Annotated in this window: 18 protein-coding genes; 9 read left to right on the top strand and 9 right to left on the bottom strand. The window is 61.5% G+C overall.

The features are described 5' to 3' along the window. Nucleotides 1-5 precede the first annotated feature (5 nt). Genes rutC through rutA form a run of 3 tightly spaced genes read right to left on the bottom strand, consistent with a single transcriptional unit; the run spans nt 6 to nt 2,299 of the window. Nucleotides 6-398 carry a pyrimidine utilization protein C gene (rutC, locus tag ACYAS9_RS02725; protein WP_463566761.1) on the bottom strand — a complete coding sequence of 131 codons (393 nt, stop codon included), beginning with the start codon at nt 396-398 and terminating at the stop codon, nt 6-8. A gap of 30 nt (nt 399-428) precedes the next feature. Then, nucleotides 429-1,178, bottom strand: a complete 750-nt coding sequence (rutB, locus tag ACYAS9_RS02720) for a pyrimidine utilization protein B (RefSeq protein ID WP_463566760.1) — start codon at nt 1,176-1,178, stop codon at nt 429-431. A gap of 2 nt (nt 1,179-1,180) precedes the next feature. Then, nucleotides 1,181-2,299 carry a pyrimidine utilization protein A gene (rutA, locus tag ACYAS9_RS02715; protein ID WP_463566759.1) on the bottom strand — a complete coding sequence of 373 codons (1,119 nt, stop codon included), beginning with the start codon at nt 2,297-2,299 and terminating at the stop codon, nt 1,181-1,183. A 378-nt stretch (nt 2,300-2,677) separates the two neighbouring features. Here rutA and rutR point away from each other — a divergent pair, with 378 nt between their 5' ends. The 7 genes from rutR (at nt 2,678) to ACYAS9_RS02680 (ending at nt 10,196) form a co-directional block, all read left to right on the top strand. Then, nucleotides 2,678-3,310, top strand: a complete 633-nt coding sequence (rutR, locus tag ACYAS9_RS02710; RefSeq protein ID WP_463566758.1) for an HTH-type transcriptional regulator RutR — start codon at nt 2,678-2,680, stop codon at nt 3,308-3,310. Between the two features lie 31 nt (nt 3,311-3,341). Continuing rightward, nucleotides 3,342-4,394 carry a PDDEXK nuclease domain-containing protein gene (locus tag ACYAS9_RS02705; protein ID WP_463566757.1) on the top strand — a complete coding sequence of 351 codons (1,053 nt, stop codon included), beginning with the start codon at nt 3,342-3,344 and terminating at the stop codon, nt 4,392-4,394. Nucleotides 4,395-4,643: 249 nt separating this feature from the next. Next, a complete protein-coding gene (locus ACYAS9_RS02700) occupies nt 4,644-5,738 on the top strand; it encodes a BMP family ABC transporter substrate-binding protein (protein ID WP_463566756.1) in 1,095 nt (364 codons plus the stop codon). Beyond that, nucleotides 5,735-7,240, top strand: coding sequence for an ABC transporter ATP-binding protein (locus ACYAS9_RS02695; RefSeq protein WP_463566755.1), 1,506 nt, complete (start codon nt 5,735-5,737; stop codon nt 7,238-7,240). Before ACYAS9_RS02700 ends, ACYAS9_RS02695 begins: the two co-directional genes overlap by 4 nt. After that, nucleotides 7,233-8,348, top strand: a complete 1,116-nt coding sequence (locus ACYAS9_RS02690) for an ABC transporter permease (RefSeq protein ID WP_463566754.1) — start codon at nt 7,233-7,235, stop codon at nt 8,346-8,348. The genes ACYAS9_RS02695 and ACYAS9_RS02690 overlap by 8 nt, the downstream gene beginning before the upstream one ends. Further along, complete coding sequence (locus tag ACYAS9_RS02685) at nt 8,348-9,289, top strand: ABC transporter permease (protein WP_463566753.1); 942 nt, start codon at nt 8,348-8,350, stop codon at nt 9,287-9,289. Before ACYAS9_RS02690 ends, ACYAS9_RS02685 begins: the two co-directional genes overlap by 1 nt. Nucleotides 9,290-9,422: 133 nt before the next feature. Beyond that, nucleotides 9,423-10,196, top strand: coding sequence for an outer membrane protein OmpK (locus ACYAS9_RS02680; RefSeq protein ID WP_463566752.1), 774 nt, complete (start codon nt 9,423-9,425; stop codon nt 10,194-10,196). An 843-nt stretch (nt 10,197-11,039) separates the two neighbouring features. Here the strand turns inward: ACYAS9_RS02680 and hhe are convergent. The 5 genes from hhe to ACYAS9_RS02655 all read right to left on the bottom strand — a co-directional run bounded on the left by hhe (nt 11,040) and on the right by ACYAS9_RS02655 (nt 20,846). Further along, a complete protein-coding gene (gene hhe / locus ACYAS9_RS02675) occupies nt 11,040-16,772 on the bottom strand; it encodes a DUF4011 domain-containing anti-phage protein Hhe (RefSeq protein ID WP_463566751.1) in 5,733 nt (1,910 codons plus the stop codon). 152 nt (nt 16,773-16,924) lie between these two features. Further along, nucleotides 16,925-17,548, bottom strand: coding sequence for an HAD family hydrolase (locus ACYAS9_RS02670; protein ID WP_463566750.1), 624 nt, complete (start codon nt 17,546-17,548; stop codon nt 16,925-16,927). Nucleotides 17,549-17,849: 301 nt separating this feature from the next. After that, entirely contained in the window at nt 17,850-18,728 is an 879-nt protein-coding gene (locus tag ACYAS9_RS02665; RefSeq protein WP_463566749.1) for a transporter, read from the bottom strand. A 17-nt stretch (nt 18,729-18,745) separates the two neighbouring features. Further along, nucleotides 18,746-19,780 carry a phenylacetaldoxime dehydratase family protein gene (locus ACYAS9_RS02660; RefSeq protein ID WP_463566748.1) on the bottom strand — a complete coding sequence of 345 codons (1,035 nt, stop codon included), beginning with the start codon at nt 19,778-19,780 and terminating at the stop codon, nt 18,746-18,748. Between the two features lies 1 nt (nt 19,781). Then, nucleotides 19,782-20,846 (bottom strand): nitrilase, encoded by a 1,065-nt coding sequence (locus ACYAS9_RS02655; RefSeq protein WP_463566747.1) that lies wholly within the window; start codon nt 20,844-20,846, stop codon nt 19,782-19,784. Nucleotides 20,847-21,013: 167 nt separating this feature from the next. On the opposite strand from ACYAS9_RS02655, the gene ACYAS9_RS02650 reads away from it, so the two are divergent. Next, nucleotides 21,014-21,985, top strand: coding sequence for an AraC-like ligand-binding domain-containing protein (locus tag ACYAS9_RS02650; RefSeq protein WP_463566745.1), 972 nt, complete (start codon nt 21,014-21,016; stop codon nt 21,983-21,985). 149 nt (nt 21,986-22,134) lie between these two features. Further along, entirely contained in the window at nt 22,135-22,446 is a 312-nt protein-coding gene (locus ACYAS9_RS02645) for a DUF1654 domain-containing protein (protein ID WP_463566744.1), read from the top strand. Nucleotides 22,447-22,492: 46 nt separating this feature from the next. Here the strand turns inward: ACYAS9_RS02645 and ACYAS9_RS02640 are convergent, their stop codons facing one another. Next, nucleotides 22,493-23,314, bottom strand: a complete 822-nt coding sequence (locus ACYAS9_RS02640) for an XRE family transcriptional regulator (protein ID WP_463566743.1) — start codon at nt 23,312-23,314, stop codon at nt 22,493-22,495. Between the last annotated feature and the right edge of the window lie 51 nt (nt 23,315-23,365).

Here is a 23,365-nt window from a genome sequence, read left to right as displayed (position 1 = left end):
CACCTTCAAAGGCCCTTGCCGAGGTGCGCCACGCTGGCGATTTCGATCAAGGCATCGGCTTTGACCAGCCCGCACTGGATGCAATAACGCGCCGGCTTTTCGCCGGGAAAGAACTCGGCGTACACCGCATTGATGGCGGCGTAGTCTTCCCAGTTGCGCAGAAACACATGGTTGAACGTCACGTCGTCCATGGTCCCGCCCGCGGTCTCGATCACGCCCTTGATGGTGTTGAGCACATGGCGCGTTTGCGCGGCGGCATCGCCGACATGCACGACATTGTTCTCGCTGTCGAACGGCAGGGTGCCGGAGACATAGACAATGTTGTCCGCCAGGGTGCCGGGCACGAACGGCGCCAGGGGTTTACCGGTGCCGGCTGGGGTGATGATTTTCTTGGGCATGGGGCATCTCCACAGATGAAAGTGAGCGGATCAGTTGGCGGTGACGGCATTGACGAAGTTATCCACCGTGGACACCCAGCCAAAGAAGGTTTCGATGTTGTAGACCGAGCTGGCCTGAATGGCCGCGCCGCCCAGTTCATGGGTCGCGTCTTCGAGCATTACGCCGAAGTATTCGAGGTGAAAGGCATCGCGCAGGGTCGCCTCGACGCAGACATTGGTGGCGATGCCGGTGAACACCAGATTGCGGATGCCGCGTGCGCGCAAGGTGCTGTCGAGCGTGCTGTTGAAGAAGCCGCTGTAGCGGGTTTTCGGCACCACGATGTCGCCCGGTTGCGGGGTGAGGGCGTCGACGATTTCATAATCCCAGCCGCCCTTGGCCAGAAAACGACCCGCCAGCTCGGGGTACTTGCGCATGGTTTTCAGCGCGTTGGATTTGTACCAGTTGGGCGAACCGGGGCCGCCGGCCTCGACATACTCGCTGTCCCAGCCATTTTGCAGATACACCACGCTGATGCCGGCCGCGCGTGCCGCCTCCAGCGCCGTGCCGACCTTGGCGATCACCGACTGCGCGCCGGAAATATCGAAGCCTGCCGAGTCGACATAACCGCCCAAAGAGGCGTAGGCGTTCTGCATGTCGACCACGATCAGCGCGGTATTCGATGCGTGCAGGTACAACGGCTCCGGGCGCGCGGACAGCACCCGCGGCTGGCTTGAGCCGGCCACTTCTTTGATCCCGGCAGGCGTGGTCGATGCAATCGTCACGTTCTTTTCAGTGCTCATGATCAGGCTCCCACTGCCAGTGCCGGTTGGCCGACCAGCGACTGCACCGGGCTGTCTACGCTGATGCGGCTTTTCATCAACGGCTGGATGCGTTGGCCGAACGCTTCGACGCCTTCAACGAAGTTATCGAAGGTCAGCAGCACGCCTTCGGTGCCTTCAACTTCGGCGACTTCATCGAGCATGCGCGCAATCGATTCGTACGAGCCGACCAGCGTGCCCATGTTGATATTCACCGCTGACGTCGGGTCGGCCATTTGCCGCACGTTGGTGTCGGCGCCGGAGGTTTTATCGACCGCGCCTTGCACGCCGAGCCAGGCCACGGCTTCTTCATCGACGCCGGCCTTGTAGTGTTCCCACTTGGCGCGGGCGGCGTCATCGGTTTCATCGGCGATGACCATCATCAACACGAAGGTGCTGACATCGCGCCCGGTCAGGCGGCTGGCTTCGATCAGCTTTTGCGCGGCTGGCGCGAAGGCCTTGGGCGTGTTCACGCCTTTGCCAAAGCAGAAATTGTGGTCGGCATGTTTGGCCGAGAACGCCATGCCGGCATCGCTTTGCCCGGCGCAGATGACCTTCATGTCGGCTTGCGGGCGCGGGCTGACGCGGCAGTCGTCCATCTGGAAGTGCGCACCCTTGAAGTCGGACTTGCCGGTGCCCCACAGGTCACGCAGCACTTGGATGTATTCGGACAGGTAGTCGTAGCGATTGCTGAAGAACTCATCGCCGGGCCACAGGCCCATTTGCGAATACTCAGGCCGCTGCCAACCGGTCACCAGGTTGACCCCGAAGCGGCCATTGGCGATGGAGTCGACGGTGGCGGCCATGCGCGCGACGATGGCCGGCGGCAACACCAGCGAGGCGGCGGTGGCGAACAGTTGAATGCGGCTGGTAACCGCCGCGAGGCCGGCCATCAACGTGAACGATTCCAGGTTGTGGTCCCAGAACTCGGTTTTGCCGCCAAAACCGCGCAGCTTGATCATCGAGAGCGCGAAGTCGAAACCGTAGTGTTCCGCCGCCAGGGTGATCTGCTTGTTCAGCTCGAAGGTCGGTTTGTACTGCGGCGCGTTTTCGGAAATCAACCAGCCGTTATTGCCAATCGGGATAAAGATACCAATCTTCATAATCCTCTCCATTCGCTGCGCAAGCCATGTGCATGCGTCTCGAATGGAGTTTTGCAGGTGTCGTGCCAGTTATTTTTTATTGTTTTTTATCAATGGCTTATGTGGTTATCTGGTTTTTATGTGGACCAAATGGTCTGCTTTGGATCGTTTGATATGGCCGGCTTGCCCGGTTTTGATGCGGTATCAGGCAGCGGTGAAGCATTAGTGCGCATTCTTCAGGACACGAGGCGGCCTGATACACTGGCGCCTCTATTCGGGCTGACGGTTCAGGCTGTGAAAAGTAAATCCATCAAAGACGCATCGGCTTCCCAAGCGCCGGAAAAAAAGAAGACGCCGGCAAAAAAGAAGGCGGCGGCCCAAGCGAAAACCCCGCGCGCCATGAGTGCCAAGTCCGAGCAGCGCCGTCAGCAGCAGATCAAGACCAAGCGCGAGTCGATCATTCATGCAGCGCTGGGCCTGTTCTCGCAGTTCGGCATGCACGGCACCAGCCTGGATCAGGTCGCGGTGGCGGCCGATGTGTCCAAGACCAACCTGCTTTATTACTTCGCCAGCAAGGACGAGCTGTACATCAATGTGATGCAGCACCTGCTCGACACCTGGCTGTCACCGCTGAAGGGCTTCGATGCCGAGCAGGACCCGCTTGAAGCCATCGGCAATTACATCCGGATCAAGCTTGAACTGTCGCGCGACCATCCGGCGGAGTCGCGGTTGTTCTGCATGGAAATCATGCAGGGCGCGCCGCTGATCAAGGACCAGCTTGAACAACCATTGCGCGAGATGGTGAGCAGAAAGGTCGAGGTCATCCAGGCGTGGATCGATGCCGGCAAGCTGGCAAAGCTCGACCCTTACCACCTGATCTTCTCGATCTGGAGCACTACCCAGCACTACGCCGACTTCAGCACCCAGGTACAGGCCATCACCGGCAAGACCCTGGCGGACCCGGTGTTCTTTGAAGAGGTGCTGCAGAATCTGCGCAACCTGATTTGCCACGGTATCGAGCCGCGGCCTTGATTCGTCTTCGAAAAGCCATAAGGGAAAAGGCATGAGCGACGCACCTGTTAGTTTGAGCATGCCACCTGAAGGCTATGGTGACTGGCTGACCGATCTCAAAGGGCGCATCCATAATGCTCAGCAACGTGCCACGTTGGCGGTGAACCGCGAATTGGTGCTGCTCTACTGGCAGATCGGCCACGATATCCTGACCCGGCAGGTCCAACAGGGCTGGGGGGCCAAGGTCATCGAGCGCTTGGCGCAGGATTTGCGCGCAGCCTTTCCCGCTATGAAAGGTTTTTCGCCGCGCAACCTCAAATACATGCGCGCCTTTGCCGAAGCGTGGCCGGAGGCGGAATTTGTGCAACAAGCTGCTGCACAATTGCCTTGGGGTCACAACCTGGTACTGCTGGACAAGTTGCCCGGTCCTGAAACCCGCCGCTGGTATGCCGCTCAGGCCATCGAGCACAACTGGTCGCGCAACATTCTGGTGATGCAGATTGAGGCTCGTCTGCTGGAACGCAGCGGCAAGGCCGCCAGTAATTTTGAGAGCCATCTGCCCAAACCGCAGTCCGACCTGGCCCGTGAGTCGCTGAAAGACCCTTACCGCTTCGACTTCCTCGGCCTGACGCTGGATGCGCAAGAGCGTGAGATCGAAAACGCTCTGGTCAAGCATGTCACCGAGTTTCTGCTCGAACTGGGCGCAGGCTTTGCCTTCGTGGGGCGGCAAGTGCTGCTGGACGTGGGCGGTGACGAGTTCTTCATTGACCTGTTGTTCTATCACCTCAAGCTGCGCTGCTATGTGGTGATCGAGCTCAAGTCCGGCAAGTTCAAGCCCGAGCACCTGGGCCAACTGGGTTTTTACCTCACCGCCGTAGATGCTCAGCTCAAGCACCCGCAGGACGGCCCTACCATCGGCCTGCTGCTGTGCAAGAGCAAGAACAAGGTAGTGGCCGAATACGCCCTGCGCGATAACGCCCGCCCCATCGGTGTGGCCGAATATCAATTGGTGGAGTCTTTGCCGGCAGAACTGCAAACCAGCCTGCCCAGCATCGAACAGATCGAGCGCGAACTGGCAAATGACGGCGGCACTCGCGACGACTGAGCAGAATCACAAGCCGCCTTCCCGTTGTTCCGTATTGCTTCAATAACCCTATTCCTACGCGCAGGTTCTGCCTTGGGCCAAAACCTGCCCGCTTCTCGTGCGTCCTGCACAAACTAAGTGCTCTGAATCAGACCATTTGATCCGTTTTGTCCCCTGATATTTATCAACTCCATGTTTTTAAATGCTTATTTTTTATGGCATGGAAGCTGCTATTGCCATTTGCATCGCCCACCATCAGGAAAACGACTCATGTTCAGAAATGTTTTGCAGGGGACTTTGTGTGCAGCGGTTTTGCTCGGTGGTGCAGTCAGTCAGGCCCAGGCAGAAGGGCTGACCCTCAAGGGGCCGGCGAAAATTGCCATGGTCTATATCAGCCCGCGCAACGATGGCGGCTGGACCCAGGCCTTTGATGAGTCGCGCCTGAAACTGGAGAAAGAACTCGATCAGAAGATCCAGTTCGTCGAAAGCGTTCCCGAAAACGCAGCGGCCATTACCCCGGTCGTGGACCGCCTGATTGCTCGCGGCGCGAACATCATCATCGGCACGGCCTTCGGTTACTCCGACACCTTCCTGACGCTGGCGAAAAAATACCCTGACGTCGCCTTCCTCAACGGTTCCGGCACCACCAATGCCGCCAACCTGGAATCCTTTTACGGCCGTACCTACGAAAGCCAGTACCTGTGTGGCATGGCCGCCGGTGCGGCGTCGAAATCCGGCAAGTTGGGCTTCGTTGCCGCCAACCCCTTTGGCCAGGTCAACTGGACGGTCAATGCTTTCGAGCTGGGCGCACGTGAAATCAATCCGGCCGCCACGGTGACGGTGGTCTACACCGGCGCCTGGAATGACCCGGTCAAGGAGCGCGCCGCAACCATGGCGCTGATCGACAACGGTGCCGATGTGATCGGCCAGCACGTCGACAGCCCGACCCCGCAAATCGTCGCGCAAGAGCGCGGCGTGCACGGCACCGGGCATCACCGCGACCTCAGCGAGTTCGCGCCCAAGGCCACCGTTTGTTCGTCGATGTGGGTCTGGGACCGCTTCCTGGCGCCGGAGCTGAAAAAGGTCATGGCCGGCAACTGGGTGCCTGCGCCCAACGGTGCGTTGCTGTCGATGGAGCAGGGCGGCACCGACATCAGCCTGAGCAGCGACCCGATCATCTCGGCCGCCAATCGCGAGAAGATCCAGGCAGCGCGTGCCGAACTGCTGGCCGGTAAAAAAGCCATTTACAGCGGGCCGATGAGCGACCGCGACGGCAAGGAGCGCATCGCTGCCGGCCAGGTCATGACTGACCCGGACCTGTGGAAAATGGACTGGTTCGTCAACGGCGTGATGACCCAGCAATGAAGCAGGTCAATGCGCTGCAACTCACCGGTATCAACAAATCGTTCGACGGGTTTCAGGCCCTGAGCGATGCGCACTTCAGCGCCGCCTGGGGCGAGGTGCACGCATTGCTGGGCGAGAACGGCGCCGGCAAGTCATCGCTGATGAACATCGCCGCCGGCCTGTATGCGCCGGAAACCGGCAGCCTGCTGGTCGATGACAACCTGGTGCGGCTCAGCGGGCCGCGTGATGCGGCGCGCTACCGGATCGGCATGGTTCACCAGCATTTCAAACTGGTGAAGCCCTTTACCGTGGCGCAGAACATCTTGCTCGGCCTGCCGGCGCAGCCCGAGTCGGGCAGCTACCGCAAGCGCCTGCAGGTGCTGGAGCAGCAGATCAGCGCCAAGGCGCAGGAACTGGGCTTTGTGATTGACCCGCGTCAGCTGGTCGAGCGCCTGTCGGTGGCCGAGCAGCAGCGCGTGGAAATCCTCAAGGTGTTGCTGGCCGGGGCGCGCATTCTGATTCTCGACGAGCCCACGGCGGTGCTCACCGACCAGGAGGCCGAGCGCTTGCTGGGCACGGTGCAGGCCTTTGCCCGCCAGGGTGCGGCGGTGGTGCTGGTGACCCACAAGATGACCGATGTGAAGCGCTTCGCCGACCGGGTCACGGTCATGCGCGGCGGCAAGACCATCCAGACGCTTGAGCCACAGAGTGTCAGCGTCGAAGAGCTGGTGCGCCTGACCGTCGGTGAATCGAACCGGGCCGGGTATCAGCCCGGTCCGCCGGCCGGCGCGGTGCGTTTGCAGGTGCGTGACTTGCGCAGCCCTGGCGTGTTGAGCGGGGTAAACATGAGCCTGCGCGCCGGACAGATTTATGGCATCGCCGGTGTCGGCGGCAATGGTCAGGGTGAACTGGCCAATGCGCTGATGGGGCTTGAGCAGCCCACCGAGGGCGAGATTCACCTGGAGGGCTTTGGCGACCTGCGCACCGCCAGCGCCGAACAGCGCCGCGATCTGCGCATCGCTTCGATTCCCGCCGACCGCTATGGCGCAGCCCTGGCCGGCTCGCTCAGCGTGGCCGAGAACTTCGGCATCGGTCATGTGCACAGCGGTCGTTATGGTTCCTGGCTGCGTTTGTTCGGCAAGCGCCTGCAAGACGAGGCCGGCGCGGCGGTGCGCGATTTCGACGTGCAGGGCGTGCGCTCGCTGGCACAGAACGCCGCGCTGTTGTCCGGCGGCAATGCCCAGAAACTGGTGATCGCCCGCGAGTTCAGCCGCGACCCGCAACTGGTCGTGGTGCACAGCCCCAGCCGTGGCCTCGATGTGCGCGCCACGCAAGCGGTGCATGCGCGATTGCGCGGTGCCCGTGATGCGGGCGCTGCGGTGCTGGTGATCAGTGAAGACCTGGATGAGGTCATGGCCCTGGCCGACCGCATCGGGGTGATGAACAGCGGGCGCATCGTCGCCGAATTCGACCATCCCGCCGACCGTCAGGCCATCGGGAAAGCAATGGTGAGCCATGACTGAGACAACCTTGCGCCAACCCTCCGTTGCCGAGCGGCAACCGCTGTTGGGACGTCGTTACACCCTTGAAATCCGCCAGCAACTGGCCTGGCCGTGGCAGGCGCTGATCATCGGCCTGGCGCTGCTGTTGGGCCTGTCGATCTGCGCGGCGATCCTGCTGGGTGCCGGTGTACCGGCCGGCGAGCTGTTCAATGAATTCATCCTGCAGACGCTGTTCGATGCGCAAAACCTGCGCGCCGTGCTGTTTCAGGCAGCGCCCATGATCATGGTCGGCCTGGCCGGTTGCATGGCGTTTCGTGCGCGCTTCTGGAACCTGGGCCTGGAAGGGCAAATGATCTGGGGCGCGATCGGTGCCACGGCGGTGTCGCTGTTCGAGATCGGTCCCGAGGCGCTGCGCCTGCCGCTGATGATGCTGGTGGCCATGCTCTGCGCGATGCTCTGGACCCTGGGTCCGGTGTTGCTGAAGTTGCACCTCAAGGTCAACGAGATCATCTCGACGCTGATGCTCAATTACATTGCCGCCAACTTCTTGCTGCATCTGGTGTACGGCAGCTGGAAAGACCCGCGTGACAACTTTCCGTATTCGCCACCGTTCAAGGCGTTCGAGCGCCTGCCCGATCTGTTTGACGGCTACAACCTGGCGATCCTCATGGCGCTGCTGATTGCGGCCTTTACCCTGTGGTTCGTCGGCATGTCGCGGGCCGGCCTGTACCTGCGCTTCGTCGATGCCAACCCGCGGGTGGCCGGTGCGGTCGGTGTGCCGGTGCGCAAGATGATTATCGGCACGGTGTTATTGTCCGGCGCCCTGGCGGGCCTTGCAGGCTTTGTCGCCACCGCAGGCCAGGAGGGCCGGCTGACCCAGTCGTTTTATCAGGGCTATGGCTTCTCGGGCATTCTCATCGCCTTTCTGGCGCGCAATAACCCGGCGGCGGCCACGGTGGTTGCGCTGCTGATTGCGCTGCTGTTCGTGGCGGGTCGCAGCTTGCAGGTGTTCTATCAGATCCCGTTTGCCATGGTGCAGTTGATCCAGGCGATCCTGGTGATTTGCGTGGCCTGCTCGGACTTTTTCATTCGCCATCGTGTGCGGCGTATTCAGGCGGGAGACTGCTGATGGAGCTTTTGACTCACTGGTTGGGCAATGCGCCTGATTTTGCCGTGCCCTTTGCCCTGGCGGCACTGGGATTGATCATCACCGAACGGGCTGGCGTGCTGGCGCTGGGTGCCGAAGGCCTGATGCTGGTCGGCGCGCTGGCCGGCATAGGCATGCAACTGACGATGGGCCTGAGCGGTTTGTCGCTGGGCGCCTCGATGCTCGCGGCCGCGGTGGTGTCGCTGCTGTTTGCGCTGATGGTGCTGGTGCTGCGCATCAATCAGGTGATCGCGGGGCTGGCGCTGGTGTTCTTCTGCCAGGGCCTGACCGGCTTGCTGGGCACGGTATTGGGCTGGACCAACCGGCCGGTCAGCGGGCTGCACGCAGTGGAGCTGTGGCCGCTGTCGGAGCTGCCGCTGGTGGGCAAGGTATTCGTGCAGAACCCAGTGGTGTTTATGACGCTGCTGATCTTTGCCGCGGTGGTCTGGCTGCTGAATTACACCCAGACCGGCTTGCGCCTGCGTGCGGTCGGCGAAAACCCGCAAGCGGCCGATGCCGCCGGCGTTTCGGTGATCGGTTACCGGCTGGCGGCGATTATGCTGGGCGCCGCATTGATCGGCCTGGCCGGCGGTTATGTCGCGGTGCTGAGCACCAAGATGTGGATCGCCGACATGATGGGCGGCCGTGGCTGGATTGCCGTGTCGCTGGTGATCTTCGCCCGTTGGTCACCGTGGCGCGCGCTGGCCGGTGCCTTGCTGTTCGGCGGTATCGAAGCATTGATTCCACAACTGGCCGCTGCGGGCATACGCCTGCCGCAGTATTTCCTGCTGATGACGCCGTATGCCGTGACCTTGCTGGTGATGATCTGGGTTGCCCAAGGCAGTTACACGTCGCGTGGTCGCCAGTCGGGCAGTCAGCCCGGTGCGCTGGGTGAACCGTTCATTCGCGAGGAACGGCGTTAATCCATTCATACAAGAGACCTGGTGCATGCGTGACTCATCGTCGGGTCAGAGCATCGACATGTCCGCAGTTTAATTAAAAAAACCAGAAATCTGCCTATCACCCCAGATCCAGACACCTCGGAGCAAGACCTACATGAAGTGCAGTGCATCTTCCTTGATAGTTGCAGGCGGCCTGCTCGTGGCCGGAGAAAGCCTGGCGGGCGACCTGTTGCAGTGGCACGACGAGAGCCTTACTTACCTGAATGGCATCGACTTCAAGGTCGACCCGGCCAGACAACAGACCGTGACTTTCGAGCATGCCAGTGGCTGGAGTTTCGGTGACCTGTTCCTGTTCGTCGACACCATCAAGTTCAATGGTGAGGCCACCAACGGTGCCGGCGACGGCCATACGTTCTATGGCGAGATCAGCCCGCGCCTGTCGCTGAGCAAGATCACCGGCACCGATCTGTCGTACGGCATCCTCAAGGATGTACTGATTTCGGCCACCTACGAGTTTGGCGAAGACGATGTCGACGCCTACTTGCTGGGGCCAGCGGTGGACCTGAATCTGCCGGGCTTCGATTACTTCCAGATCAACACCTACCTGCGCCAGACCGATGGCAAGCGCGACGGCGATGGCGTCTGGCAGATTACCCCGGTGTGGAGCTACACCGTGCCGGTGGGCAACTCCGACCTGGTGATCGACGGCTTCATGGACTGGGTGGTCGACAACGACAAGAGCTACCACGCCAACCTGCACTTCAACCCACAGATCAAATACGACCTGGCCAAGGGCATGGGCTGGGGCAAGAAGTTTTATGTGGGCGTGGAATATGACTACTGGAGCGACAAATACGGCATCCGCGACAGCCAGGTATTCACCACCAACCAGAGCGCAATCAGCCTGCTGCTGAAAGCGCATTTCTGAGGCTGGATCTGCACGCAATGGCGCCAAATCATGCTCGGCGCCGAACATGTAGGAGCGCGTTTACCGGAATGTCGGACCACCGCGACCGGCTGCGTTAGCAGTCGTAAAGTTTTAGCGTTTCGCAGATTTTGCGAGCGCTACGCACTCGGTCGCGGTGGTCCGGCATTCCGGTAAACGCGCTCCTACAGGGGGTTCAGTCCGGTAATCGGGTTAAAGCTGGTCGAAATCCAGCACCACCTTGTCGCTGAGCGGGAAGGCCTGGCACTGAATGAAATCGGGATGCTGCTGTAAATGCTCAAGGTCTTGCGGTGTCATGGCGGCTCTCTCTTGTTTTGATTGTTGAGATGGGCGATTGGCTTTACATGAATTCCTGCCTGGAACACGACCCCTCGTAGGAGCGCGCTTGCCCGCGACCGGCTGCGCTAGCAGTCGTAAACTCTCAGCGTTTCGCAGATTTTGCGAGCGCTACGCACTCGGTCGCGGGTAAACGCGCTCCTACAGGAGGTTCAGTCCGGTAATCGGGTTAAAGCTGGTCGAAATCCAGCACCACCTTGTCGCTGAGCGGGAAGGCCTGGCACTGAATGAAATCGGGATGCTGCTGTAAATGTTCAAGGTCTTGCGGTGTCTCGGCATTATGGCGGCTCTCTCTTGTTTTGATTGTTGAGATGGGCGATTGGCTTTACATGAATTCCTGCCTGGAACACGAACCCTCGTAGGAGCGCGCTTGCCCGCGACCGGCTGCGTTAGCAGTCGTAAATTTTCAGCGTTTCGCAGATTTTGCGAGCGCTACGCACTCGGTCGCGGGCAAGCGCGCTCCTACAGGGGGCCGTGTGTATATTGGGTTCAGCTTTCGCTGATCACGGTCAGCACGTCGTCGATAAAGCGTGTTTCTTCGGGGTCGGTGCCTTCGCGTAGATACCCCGGTATCTGTTGCTGGAATTCACTCTGGTCCCCCGGTTTGAATTCCAGCAGCGCATCGAGCATCGCCGGCCTTAGCAGGCGGCGGTGTTCGGGGGTGTCCGGCAGCGCAGGGCGAATGATGTGTTCGTCCAGGTACGCGAGCTTTTCTTGCAGGTTGCTGCCGCCCTTGAGGGTGATGCGGTCGGTGTGCAGGCTCTGCTCTTGCGCCACCAGACGGATCATTTCCTCCTCGGTGGTGGGCTGTACTTCAGGCGGTGCAGGCTCGGTGCGCAGCATGGCCAGTTCCTGAAGGATCGTGTCCAGTTGCAGGCGGGCGTTGCGGAACCAGTCCACCGACCAGATGCGGCGGATACGCCAGCCCAGTTGCTCCAGCACGCTTTGACGCAAACGGTCGCGGTCGCGGGCCGATTTGGCCGAGTGGTAGGCGGCGCCATCGCATTCGATGCCCATCAGGTAACGCCCCGGCTGACCAGGGTCGCGCACCGCCAGATCAATGAAGAAGCCGGCCACGCCCACCTGCGCCTCGCATTGATAACCGTGGCGCTCCAGCGCCTCGATCACCGAGACTTCAAAGTCGCTGTCCGGCGCCTTGCCGGTTTCGCGCACATGCGGCATGCGCCCGGACTCGGCAAAGTGCAGAAAATCACGCAGCGCCTGCACGCCACGGCTGGAGGTGCCGGTGATCAGCACATCGCTGGCAGTGAACGAGGCGAACACCTGCATGCGTTTCTTCGAGCGGGTAAACAGCACGTTCAGGCGCCGCCAGCCATCGCTGCCATTGATCGGCCCGAAGCGCTGCGGCACCGTGCCGCCGGCTTCGACCGGGCCGTAGGTGGCCGAGATATAGATCACATCGCGCTCGTCACCCTGAACGTTTTCCAGGTTCTTGATGAACAGCGGCTCGTCGCCTTTTTCGTTATGGTCGCGGGCACTTTGCAGGGCCGGGTTCTGCTTGGCCAGATGCTCCAGCGCGCGCTCGATCTGCTCGGCCTGCTTGATGTTCATCGCCACCACACCCAGCGACTCTTGCGGATGGTTCAGCAGGTGATGCTCGATGGCCTTGGCGACCACCTCGGCCTCTTCGCGGTTGCGTTGCTCGACAAAGCGGCCGCGCTCGACACGGGCAAACTTGACGCCGAACTCCGGCGATTCGCGGTGCGGCGACGGGTAGACCACCAGATTGCTGTCGTAGAAGGCCTGGTTGGAGAAGGCGATCAGGCTTTCATGACGCGAGCGGTAGTGCCAGCGCAGGCGGCGCAGGCGGAACAACGGCATGGCCGCTTCCAGAATACTTTCGCTGTCCTGGGCCACCGAGCGCTCGGGATTTTCTTCGTCGTCATCGTCGCCCTGACGGGCAAAGAAACTGGTCGGCGGCAGCTGTTTGGGGTCGCCGACCACCACCAGCTGGCTGCCACGCGAAATCGCGCCCAGCGCTTCTTCAGGGCGCACCTGCGAGGCTTCGTCCATGACCACGATGTCGAAATGCACCTTGCCGGCCGGCAGGTATTGCGCCACGGCCATGGGCGACATCATGAAGCACGGCTTGAGCCCTTGCAGCGCCTCGCTGGCGCGCAGCATCAGCGCCCGGATCGGCTCGTGACGGGTCTTCTTGCCGGCTTCGTGCTTGAGCAGCGCCAGCTGGGTGCGCTCTTTGACCTTGCCGGAGTTGTTGCCTTCGGGGATCTTGTTCTGGTCGATCTGCGACGCCACTTGCTGGCGTTGCAGGCGGGTGAGTTGGGTGTCGATTTCGGCAAAACGCGCGCGAATCGCTTCCTGATCCTTGCCGGAAAACTGCCCCAGCGCCGGATTGCTTTCCAGGATCTGCCGCGACCACAGGTCGGTCAGGCCGAGCAGGCACGCCTCGCGGGTGTGTTCGGCCGGCAGGGTGCGGTTTTCGACCAGGCGGATGACCGCCTCGAAGCCCAGGTCGACCAGGCGTTTGCGCAGGCGACGGTATTCCAGCCAGTGCTCGAGCAGTTCTTCATGGCTGGCCGCCAGATTCAGGCGCTGGCCGAGAGCGGCCAGGTCATCCCGATCCAGCGCGCCCCACCATTCGCTTTCATCGATGTGCGCGGTGCCGACGAACTCGCCAAGTGTGCGCACCCAATTGTCCAGCGCCTCGCTCAGTGGCCGGCTCAGTGCGTGCCATTGCTGCACGCGCTGCTCGGCCTGACGCGGCGTGCCGCCGGCCAATTGGCCGAGCAGGTGCGCACGGATCGGCAGGTTGACCAGCGGGCTGGCCAGGGCCACGGTGTGCTGCCACGACAGCAGGCGGCTGCGGGCTTCGTTGAGGTGATCCAGGCGCGGTAGTTGTGCTTCGCCCAGGCACTCCAGCACGGTAGCGTTGTGTTGCTGCGCGTGGGCCAGCTCTTGCCAGTGCTCCAGCACCTTGGCCAGTTTCAGCACCCGGCCGGTGGTCGGTTGCTGTTCCTTGACGTGCGACAACAGCACCTTCAGTGCGCCACCGATCTCATTGACCAGGCGCACGTACAGGCCATCGGCGGCCAGCAGGTCTTCGGTCTTCAGGGCATGCGCGTCGAGCGGCAGCAGGCTTTCCAGCCGCTGGCGATGGCTCAGCACATCGGCCAGATACGTTTGCTGCGCCGCCGCATCGGCTTGCAGCTGTTCCAGAATCTGGTTGCTTTCATCCAGCAGGTACTGCGCGATCCACACCGTGGCGCCGAAGCCGCGGCCACAACGATCACGCAGTGTGCGATACCAGTGGCGCAAGGCGAGCAGCTCTTCGGTGCGGGTGTCGATGCCTTTGAACAGCTCTTCGAGCGTGTCGCGATACGCCGCCTGGGTGTTCAGCTGTTGCAGGCTGCGCTTGTAGGCAATGGCCGTCGGCAGCGCTTCCAGGGCGGCATTGAGTTTGATGCCCGGTCGCACCATGCCCAGCACTTCGGCCTTGGCCGCGCGCCAGTCACTGTTGAGCCAGCGCAGCAGCGAATCATCGGCCAGGATCCGTTGCAGGTCTTCAAGGCGGGTGTGGTCGGGCAGGCGCTCGATCGAAAAGGTGCTGGCGCTCTGCGCTTCGAGGCGCTCGATGTCCTGAATGAGTTGCTGCAACTCGGGCAGCACGGTGTCCAGCGCGGCATTTTCAAAACGCTTGTGGCGCAGGTGCACCACGCCGATGGGCAACTGTTGCAGCAGATCAAGCAGCAGGTCGAGTTGCTCGATGCCGGGCTTGTCGGTCTTGAGTGGCTGGCCGCTGGTGCGGGCGATGGTTTGCAACAGTTGTCGGGTCTGCGGCGCGCTGCCTATCAGCTCGCGGGTGGCGTCGGTCAGCTCAAGCAGTTCATCGAGCTTCAGGTTGTCGCTGTCGTTGTGCCGAAGAATCTGCGCGCAGGCCTGCTTCAAGGTATCGACCGTGCCGGTCGCGCCGATGACATCGGGGTTCAGCGAGCGGGCCAGAATCTGCTGTTGTTCCAGCAGACGCTCCATGGTGTGCAGCCAGTTTTGCAGCGTGGTGCAACTGCTGGCATCAAGGCGCTCGATCAGTGCCCAGTCTTCATCGCCCTTGGGCAGCGGCACGGCGGCCAGCGCCTGGGCCAGCGTGTGCAAAGCGCTCAGCGAGGCGCCGGCAATCTCGGCGGCTTCAAGCTGCACGGCGGCAGTAGCGCGTGCCGTGTCCAGTTCGCCCAGCGCCTGGATGGCTTGCTGCAACTGTTGCAACAGCGCGGTTCTTTCCAGGCCGCCGAGTTGCGTCAGCGTACAGCCGAACCACGGGTGCGTGGCCAGCTCGCCGCTGGGACCAGCCTCGGCGGCGGTCTTGGTGTAGAGATGGCTGAAGTAGCCGGCCTGCTCGTGAATCTCGTTGCGATCCTGGCTCAGCCCTGGCACCGGGTGCACATCGGCCGGGCGCAACGACAGCTCTTCGCGCAAGCGGGTGGCCTGCATGAAAATCTGATGCCCACTCAAGCCAGTATCGGCGTGGTTAGCGTGCAGCTGTTTGACATGCTCGTTGAGTTGCTGCTTGAGGCGCTCGTAGTTGGCAATCAAGGCCTTCAACTGCTCGGGCGGCAGATAACTGCCCAGGCTGCTGATGCGCTGGCCGATGCTGTTGGCCACCGCGCTTTTCTGGCTTTTATGGCTGTGCAGCTCCAGACAGAAATCGCCAAGGCCTGCGCGGGTCAGGCGGTTTTTCACCACCTCCAGCGCGGCGCGTTTCTCGGCGACGAACAGGATCTTTTTACCCTGCGCTAACGCTGCAGAAATCATGTTGGTGATGGTCTGCGATTTACCGGTGCCGGGCGGGCCTTCGATGACCAGGTTTTCACCGCGCATCACATCAATCAGCGCACTGTGCTGCGAGCTGTCGGCATCATCGATCAGCGGGAACTGCTGGTGCACATCGGGCAGTTCGTCGATGGCGTGCTCGCTGCTGAAACTGCCGCCTGACGAGCCTGAGTAATCTGTCGCCTCCGAGGCCTCCGGATCGGACAAACCGGTCAGGCGCTGGACCAGGCTGTTTTGCAGCAAGGCCGGGTTCTTGTCCGGCTCCAGGTCCAGGTACATCATCAGTTTGCCGAACTCGAACAGGCCCAGCGAGGCGAATCGGTGCAGTTTCCAGTCCGGTTTGGTCTCCAGCAAGGTGCTCTGCACGTGCGCGAAATAGGTTTCCGGCAACAGGTCTTCGGTGATGCCCGGCAACGCCAGGCCGAAGTCGCGACGCAGTTTTTCCTGCAACGACAGGTTGGTCAGGATGTCTTCGCCGCTGTACTGCAATTCATAGCTGAACGTCGCGGTCTTGGGGTTGAGCTTGCCTTTTTCCAGACGCACCGGCAGCAGCATCAGCGGCGCCAGGCGCGGGCTGTTCTTGCCGGCCAGTGACTCGTCCCACTCCAGAAAACCCAGCGCCAGATACAGAATATTGGCGCCGGTTTCATCCAGCGACAAACGCGCCTGGGCATGCAGGGTTTGCAGCCGCGCTTCCAGCTCGCCGGGGTAGTACAGGGTTTGCAGATTGGCGTCGGTGTATTTCTTGTCTTCGCTGTCGGGCTCGATGTCGAGGGCCGGCGGCAATTCGTATTCGGTGGTGATGCCCAGGCTCATCGCCCAGGCCTCGCTGTTCGGCAGCTTTTTAAGCTCGCTGACACGGCCCGACTCGGCGTCGAGTTTGAGGTAACCCTGCTCGATCAACTGCCGCTCGGTCGGTTCCGGTATCGGGGTAAAGCGCAGCGAGGTTTCATTGAGCAGCGCGGTGAACAACTGATCGGGAAGCTCGTCGACGATGCGCACGAAACGCTTGGAGCGCGCGTGGGAGAAATTGAGCAGGCGGTTGCGCGCGCTGAGGTCGAGCAGGCGGCCACGCAGCTTTTCCATACTGCCCGGGGTTTCGAAGGCCGGCGGTGGAAGATCATCTTGTGGAGGCTGTTCTGCTGGCTGCCAGTCCTGGTCGATCAGTGACACCGAGTCGCCGTCTTCACCGGCGTGATGCAGCCAGCCCTTGCCGATCAGTTCGTCACGCACCGACACATAGATCTCAACGTCCACCGCCACGCCGTAGGCTGCAGCCTTGTGCTCAAGCCGCTGCTGCAAGGCCGTGTTGCTCACGGCCGAGCCGTCTCTGGGAACCAGTGCCAGGAGCAGGTCCTTGAGCAGGTTGCGTTCATCCATGGTCAACGGCTTGCCTGCCGTAGGGTGCGCGGTCATGTGTTTTGTCTACCGGAAAAAAAGAATGTGCGTGCGGGGGCGAAGGCGGAACTGCAATGTTCGACACAGTAACGACTGTGAGTAATCTTGCAAGGTGTTTCACGGACACGTTCAGGCCGCTGTTTTACTGATGTCGGCCAAGGCGCAAGGTTTCAGATTTTTGCCGAATGGATGATCTGCCGGGCAAAACCGGCCAGTTCGGGGTAATCGCCTGCACGACCGCTTCTGTCGAGGTACAGACCACGGATGCCCAACACCGCCGGGCCCTGCTGATCGCAACGCTGCGAGTCGCCGATCATGAACGTGTGTTCAGGCAAGACGCCAAGCGATTCGCAGGTTATCCGGTAGATCGCAGCATCGGGCTTCATCACCCCCAGATCGCAACTGAAGCTGTAGGCATCCAGCGTCGGGTAGTGCTCGACAATGGCCTGCCGATAAGGCGCGGCCAAGTTGGAACACACACCGACCCGCAGGCCGTGCTGTTGCAACAGCGCCACGGCTTGCAGGCCATCGGGGTAGGACACCGTGCTTGCCAGCTCCACCTGCAAGGCTTGCTGCAAATCGGCGAGTTGCGCAGGCGTAAGGTCGATGCCCAGATGTTTGGCGGCCTGGGTCAGGTCGAGGGCATGCTGCATGAGCGTTCGGGTGTCGTCTGCAAGCGGCTGACGGCCTTGGGCTTTGCCCAGTTTCAGCAGTTGGCGGTAAGGATGACGCGGCTGGCGGATGTCGAGCAGGGTGCCGAAGGCGTCGAAGATGATGGCGGGGCTTTGTGGCAAGGCGGGTGTCCTGCTTTGTCTGGATGAGCGATAGGCCTGTCACTATCATGCCGCAAACACACCCTTGCAGGAGCGCGCGCTCATCAAACACAACGCAGAACTATCTGACTGATCGCATTCGTAGGAGTGAGCGGAAAGCTCGCGAAGGTGACGGTGCATTCACCCTGAATGTGCTGATTTCACTGGCCCCTTCGCGAGCTGCGCTCACTCCTACGGACCCGGGTTTGCTGCGCGAAAGCGCGGCGCAATAGCGGCGGGTGATCCCCTGCAGGCCCCCGTTTGCTGTGCGACCGCGTACAGACTAAAACAACTTCGCCAACCGCAGGTTCAGCCGGGCCTTTTCCTTGAAGCCCTGTTCCACTTCCAGGTCCTTGCCCAGCACCGCCTGCACTTGCACGGTCGGGGTCACGAAATGGGTGGCGCTGAAGCGCACGTAACGGGTGCCGAGTGCGTCGTCCTGATCCACATCGTCGATCCGGGTCTTGCCGCCGTCGATATAGCCGCCGCCGAAAGCAAAGTGGGTTTGAGGCGAGAGGTTGTAGCGCAAATAAGCCTGGTACTCGTAGCGCGGTTTTTGCTTGAGCGTGGCGCCGGTCGGGCCGGCGTCGGTGTTGTGGCTGAACCACGACACGTCGGCGGCGGTGTCCAGTGCCCAGTGGGCGTTGAAGTGGTGGATGTAGGCCGCTTGCATCAGCAGCCGCCAGCGGTTTTCACCCAGGTTGAGCGCATCGTTCTTGTCGTAGCTGCCGGTGGGCAGGTACAGGTAGGGGCCGAGGGAAAACACGTCCTTGTTGGCGGTGTCCAGCGTCCACTTGATCGGCGCGCCGAGGATCAGGTCGCCGGTGCCGGTGGTTTGATCCAGCGCACGGGCATCGCCGCCAGCCTTCAAGCGGCCGTAGGGCAGGATGAACTGCGGTTCGAAAGAGGCCGTGGGGCTCAGTGGCACCGACTGGATATAGCGCAGCAGCGCAACGTCGGTCTTGAGCCTGAAGTCGTCCGAGACCTTGTCGCCGTTACGGTAGAAGTCCGAGCTTTCGCTGTGCTGAAAATACAGCAGCAAGGCGCCCATGTTCGGTGGCAGGGGCTCGTAGTCGGCGGCGGTGATTTCCAGTGCCTGGCTGGTGCTGGCGCAACCAAGCAGGCAAGCGCCGGCCAGGGCGTGGCGGGGAAGTCGTTGCATGATGTTCTCCTGGCGGCTTAGCGACCGAGCAGGCCGCTGTCGGCGTGGCAGTTGAGGTATTCGAAGTACTGCGCATCCGCCGGGATGACCGCGACCTCGTGGTACAGGCGCAACTGGATCTGGAAGTTCAGGGTCTGCACGTACTGCATGAAGCCGCCAAAGATCGCCACATGAGTCGGGTGGGTCTTGGCCCAGCGCTCCAGGTTGGCGAGGTCGTCGAACCAGGCCAGGCCGAAGGTCTTTTCCACCGGCTCGCCGGTCTGGCTGTCGAGGGCCTGCATGAAGCGGCAGTTCAGGCAGCCAATGTCCTTGCCCTCGTCGCGCAGAAAGGTCATGCCGGTGCGCAACACCGGCTGCACATCGTTGAGGTACAGGTCGCGTTCTTTACCTGTGGTGCTGGTCCAGTCCTGCCCCGAGCGGATCAGGCACAGGTTGTCGCGGCCGGGCAGGCGCACCCGGCGCGGACGCAGGTGTTCTGCTGCGATCGGTGCGTGATGGCCGACCAGTGAATCGGTCTGCGCCAGCGGCATGCGGTCGCGGGCGCTGCCCCAGTAGGCGTGTTCCAGAATCGGCTCGCTCATGTGGCTGGCCAGGTGGCTGATGCCTTCCGGTACATCGGCGGCCGAGAACACGGTTTCGAAGCGCTCGGCGGTGGGGCAGACCACTTCCATGAACCAGCCCAGTGACCCTGCTTCACGCGCCGGATCCTGCCACCACTGGCCAAAACCCGAGTCGTGACGCCAGGCATCGAAGGCTGTGACATCGGTCCAGTAGGCGATGGCGATGCAGGTATGAAAGCCCGCCGCGTCCACGCAGCGGGCGCTGTCCCAGTACTTCGGGCCTTTGCTTGCGGTGAAGTACGCGGTGACCGGGCTCAGGTCGTCCAGGCCAACATCCTGTGGCGACTGGACGCCGAAGCAGGCCATGACCACCTGGCCGATCAGCGGATCGAAACGCGCCGACCACGCCGGATAAGGCGGTTGATAGCCGGGCGGGGTGCTGCTGTCCTGACGCCGTGGCTGGCGCAAATGTTCGGGGATGGCTGAGTGCATGTCACACCTCGACAAAGGCGGCGGGTTGTTGCTGAGGTTGTTCTTGGGGGTGTTGTTGAGGTTGTTCCCGCGCTTCAACGGCTGGCGCAAAAGCATCGCTGCCCGCGGCCGGCAAACCGGGCAGTTGCACCACGCATGGGTTGGCCGTGGTGTTGAGCATCAGGCGGGTAACATCGGGGCGCGAGTAATGCCCGGCAGGATCCGCCGCTACCTTGGCGAAGGTCAGCGCCGCCGGGTCGAGGGTTGCGTACAGCAGGCCTTCTTCATGCTCGCCCAGCGGTGTCGCCAGCTCGCTGCCGTCCGGGCCAAAGATCCGTGCATGACCGCCGCCGGCCTGCAACAGGCTGCGCTTGGCGTCGGTGTCGCAGAGCAGCTCTATCATCTCCGGCGACACCACCGCACACGGCGCGATCACGAAGCACTGGCCTTCGGCGGCGTAGACCCGCGAAGCGGCAACGTTCACCTCTGGGCCCAGAGCGCTGGTAGCACTTTGGTAAAGGCTGAAACTTGGCCAGGCGGCGATGTGGATCTGCTCGTTTTGCGCATACAGCGCGTATTTGGACAGCGGCTGCAGGTGCTCCCAGCAACACAGCGCGCCGAGTACGCCGATCGGGGTGTCGAAGGTGCGCAGGGATGAGCCGTCGCTTTCACCGAACAAGGTGCGCTCGACATGGGTGGCCTTGAGCTTGCGGCGCACCCCGACGGTTTCGCCCTTGTCATCGATGATCCATTGGCCGATGTACAACGAGCCCTTGCTGCGCTCGCTATGGCCCAGCACCACATAGATGCCGGCCTCGCGCGCCGCCTCGCTGATGCGCCGTGCCTGCGGGCTGTCGAGCACCAGTGAGTTCTGGTGATAGCGGTACACCAGCGGCATGTTCCAGGCTGGCGCATCCAGCCACAGAAACCACGGGTAGCCCGGAATCCAGGTCTCCGGGAAGGCAATCAAACCAGCGCCTTCGGCGGCAGCCTGTCTGATCATGGCGATGGTTTTATCCACCGTCGCATCCAGGTCCAGAAACACCGGGGCGGCTTGTACACAGGCAACTTTCAACGGGCTTTGCATCGCGGTCGACTCCAATGGCGGGTGAGTGACCACAGGCTATGCGCGGATTCAGGGGCGGCATTAGGACCAAAAGGAAGTGCTTATTGACTGCCTGGGAGGCAAGCGCCGGAGTGGTTCCGCAATTGCATCTTTTTCGGCACAACGCTTCGAAATGCAGGTTGAGCGCCATGAACATCTCATTCGATACCCACACCATCGCCGTGCAGGAGCGCGCCGAATACTGGCAGGAAGTCGTGTGCAACACCTTTGTGCCGCTGGGTTGCGACTTCCCGGACCGGCAGCATTTTCATGGCCGCCTGCACTCGCACAGCCTCGGTGAACTGGCGTTGGTCGAGGTCCAGGCCTGCCAGCAAACCGTTGTCCGAGACGCTTCGCGGATTGCCCGAAGCGATCAGGAATTCGTGCTGGTCAGCCTGGCCCTCGAAGGCCGCGCGCACGTATCGCAAGAAGGCCGCGAGGCGCAGCTGGAGGCCGGCGACTTTGCCATCTACGACACTCGCCGCCCGTACCAACTGCACTTCGATGGTGCATTTCGCCAGACCGTGGTGCAGATTCCACGTAACAGTCTGCAGCAACGGCTGTGTAACCTGGAGTATCTGACCGCGTTACCGATGTCACGCAACACCCCTTTGCATCGGCTGGTGTTCGACTTTCTCGCCGGCCTGCCCAGCCTGGAAAACCAGATGGCTGAAGCGCAGCAGGCGCGGCTGGTCGAGCAAGGCCTGGACCTGCTGGCGATGGCCTTGTCCGAGCGGGTCAAGGGCGAGGCACAAGGCTCCCGAAGCAGCGCCCTGCTGCTGCGCATCAAGGACTTCATTCAAGGGCAACTGGGCGATACCGACCTGTCGCTGGCCACCGTCGGAGCACGCTTTGGCATCAGCGCCCGCTACATCAACAGCCTGTTTCAGGAAGAACAGACCTCGTTTGGCCGCTACCTGCTGGCGTCACGCTTGCAGCGTTGCGCGCGGGATCTGCGTGAGCCGCTGCTGGTCCATCGGCAGATCAGCGAAATTGCCTATCGCTGGGGATTTAGCGATATGGCGTATTTCAGCCGGGTATTCCGCAAGGGCTACGGCATGACCGCACGCGAATATCGGGTGGCCGGGCGCGTATCGGCAAGCGGCAAAGCAGAGGCTTGATCAACGCTGATGGCTATTTAATAGCCTTGAAGCCTTGGCGACCCTGATTAAAGGCTTACCTTTATTTATTCGAGTGCTGGCACTGCGCTGAAATTTCTGGATACTCTGCACGTAACTGGTTATTCATACAGTATCGAATCGGGGAATCCATGGACAGAGCACAGAAGCAGTCGTCAGATCGTCAGGAAATGACCGGGATAGAGCGGTTGATGCTCAGGGTCTCGGAAATGATCAATTCTCCCCAGGCACAGCTCAGGCGGTCAGCGGTGATCCACAGGCTGGACACCGACTCCGATCAAGCGTGGGAAGGGGTCATGGAGCTGCTGGCCGAAACCGATGGCCTGGAAATGACCTTTAACGACGACGGCACGGTGCTTGTGGCCTGGAATGCGCCGACCGATGCTGACCGCGTCGTCGAAGACACCGACCTGCAAGCAGCGCCCGATGCTGCGCCGTTCTAGAGTGGTGCGACATCGTGTGCGCCGCCTGCCGATGACCGGGCAGTCTTCAGGCCTTGTTCACATTGAGGATCAGCAGGACTTTGGCGTGGATCGTGACGTCCTCGATTCTGGCCTGCTGGTCCTTGTGACGGCTATTGTCGGAGATCAGCCAGAAGTGCTCGGCATCAAGGATCTGCATCCTTTTGATGTACAGCAAGCCGTGCCAGGTGATGACGTAAATCCCCTCGCCAATGAACTCGTTGACGCCGCGATCGACGATCACCGGGTCCTTGTCATTGATCGTGCCCTCCATGCTCTGGCCCCAGCCGGTGATCACCGCCAGCGCCGAGGTGGAGGTGTAGCTGACACCCTTGCCCTGCAGCACGTCTTCACGCACCACCAGGTTGCGGATGGCCTCGTTGTAGTCGGCCGGCACCTGGCCGTGGCCCATGGCGGCGCGGATGTCGTATTGCGGGATCAGGATTTCGTCGCTGCGCGCGCGCAGGTTGGAAATGTCGGCAGGCACGGGGCTGGTTTCTTCCGGCGCGGTCTCGTCGACGGCGGCGAGAATCTTGTCCCGCGCCTCCTGCGACAGGCCATTGCCGATCCTGGCCAGCATCGAACGCACCTGATCGACCGAGCTGCTGGCGTCAGAGGCGTGAGGCTGAGTCATGTCGGGATCATTGCCCGGCGAGCCGCTGCCTTCGGCGAGCCAGACGGGATTGACGCCACAGATCTGCGCGATTTTCACCAGATAGCCGCTGGTTCGTGACAGGCCGCGTTCGATTTCCGACACGGAAGCCTGCTTGATACCGGCGCGCTCGGCGAGCTCCGATTGAGAAAGGTGTGCCTGTTTTCGGGCGTATTTAAGGCGGTCTTTAAGTTCCATAGCGACTCAATTTAATGGCTGGCCTTTGGGCTTGCAAAAAGGTATACCTTT

It is taken from the genome of Pseudomonas sp. HP_08 (assembly GCF_055284095.1).
This window is presented reverse-complemented; position numbering and strand designations above follow the sequence as displayed.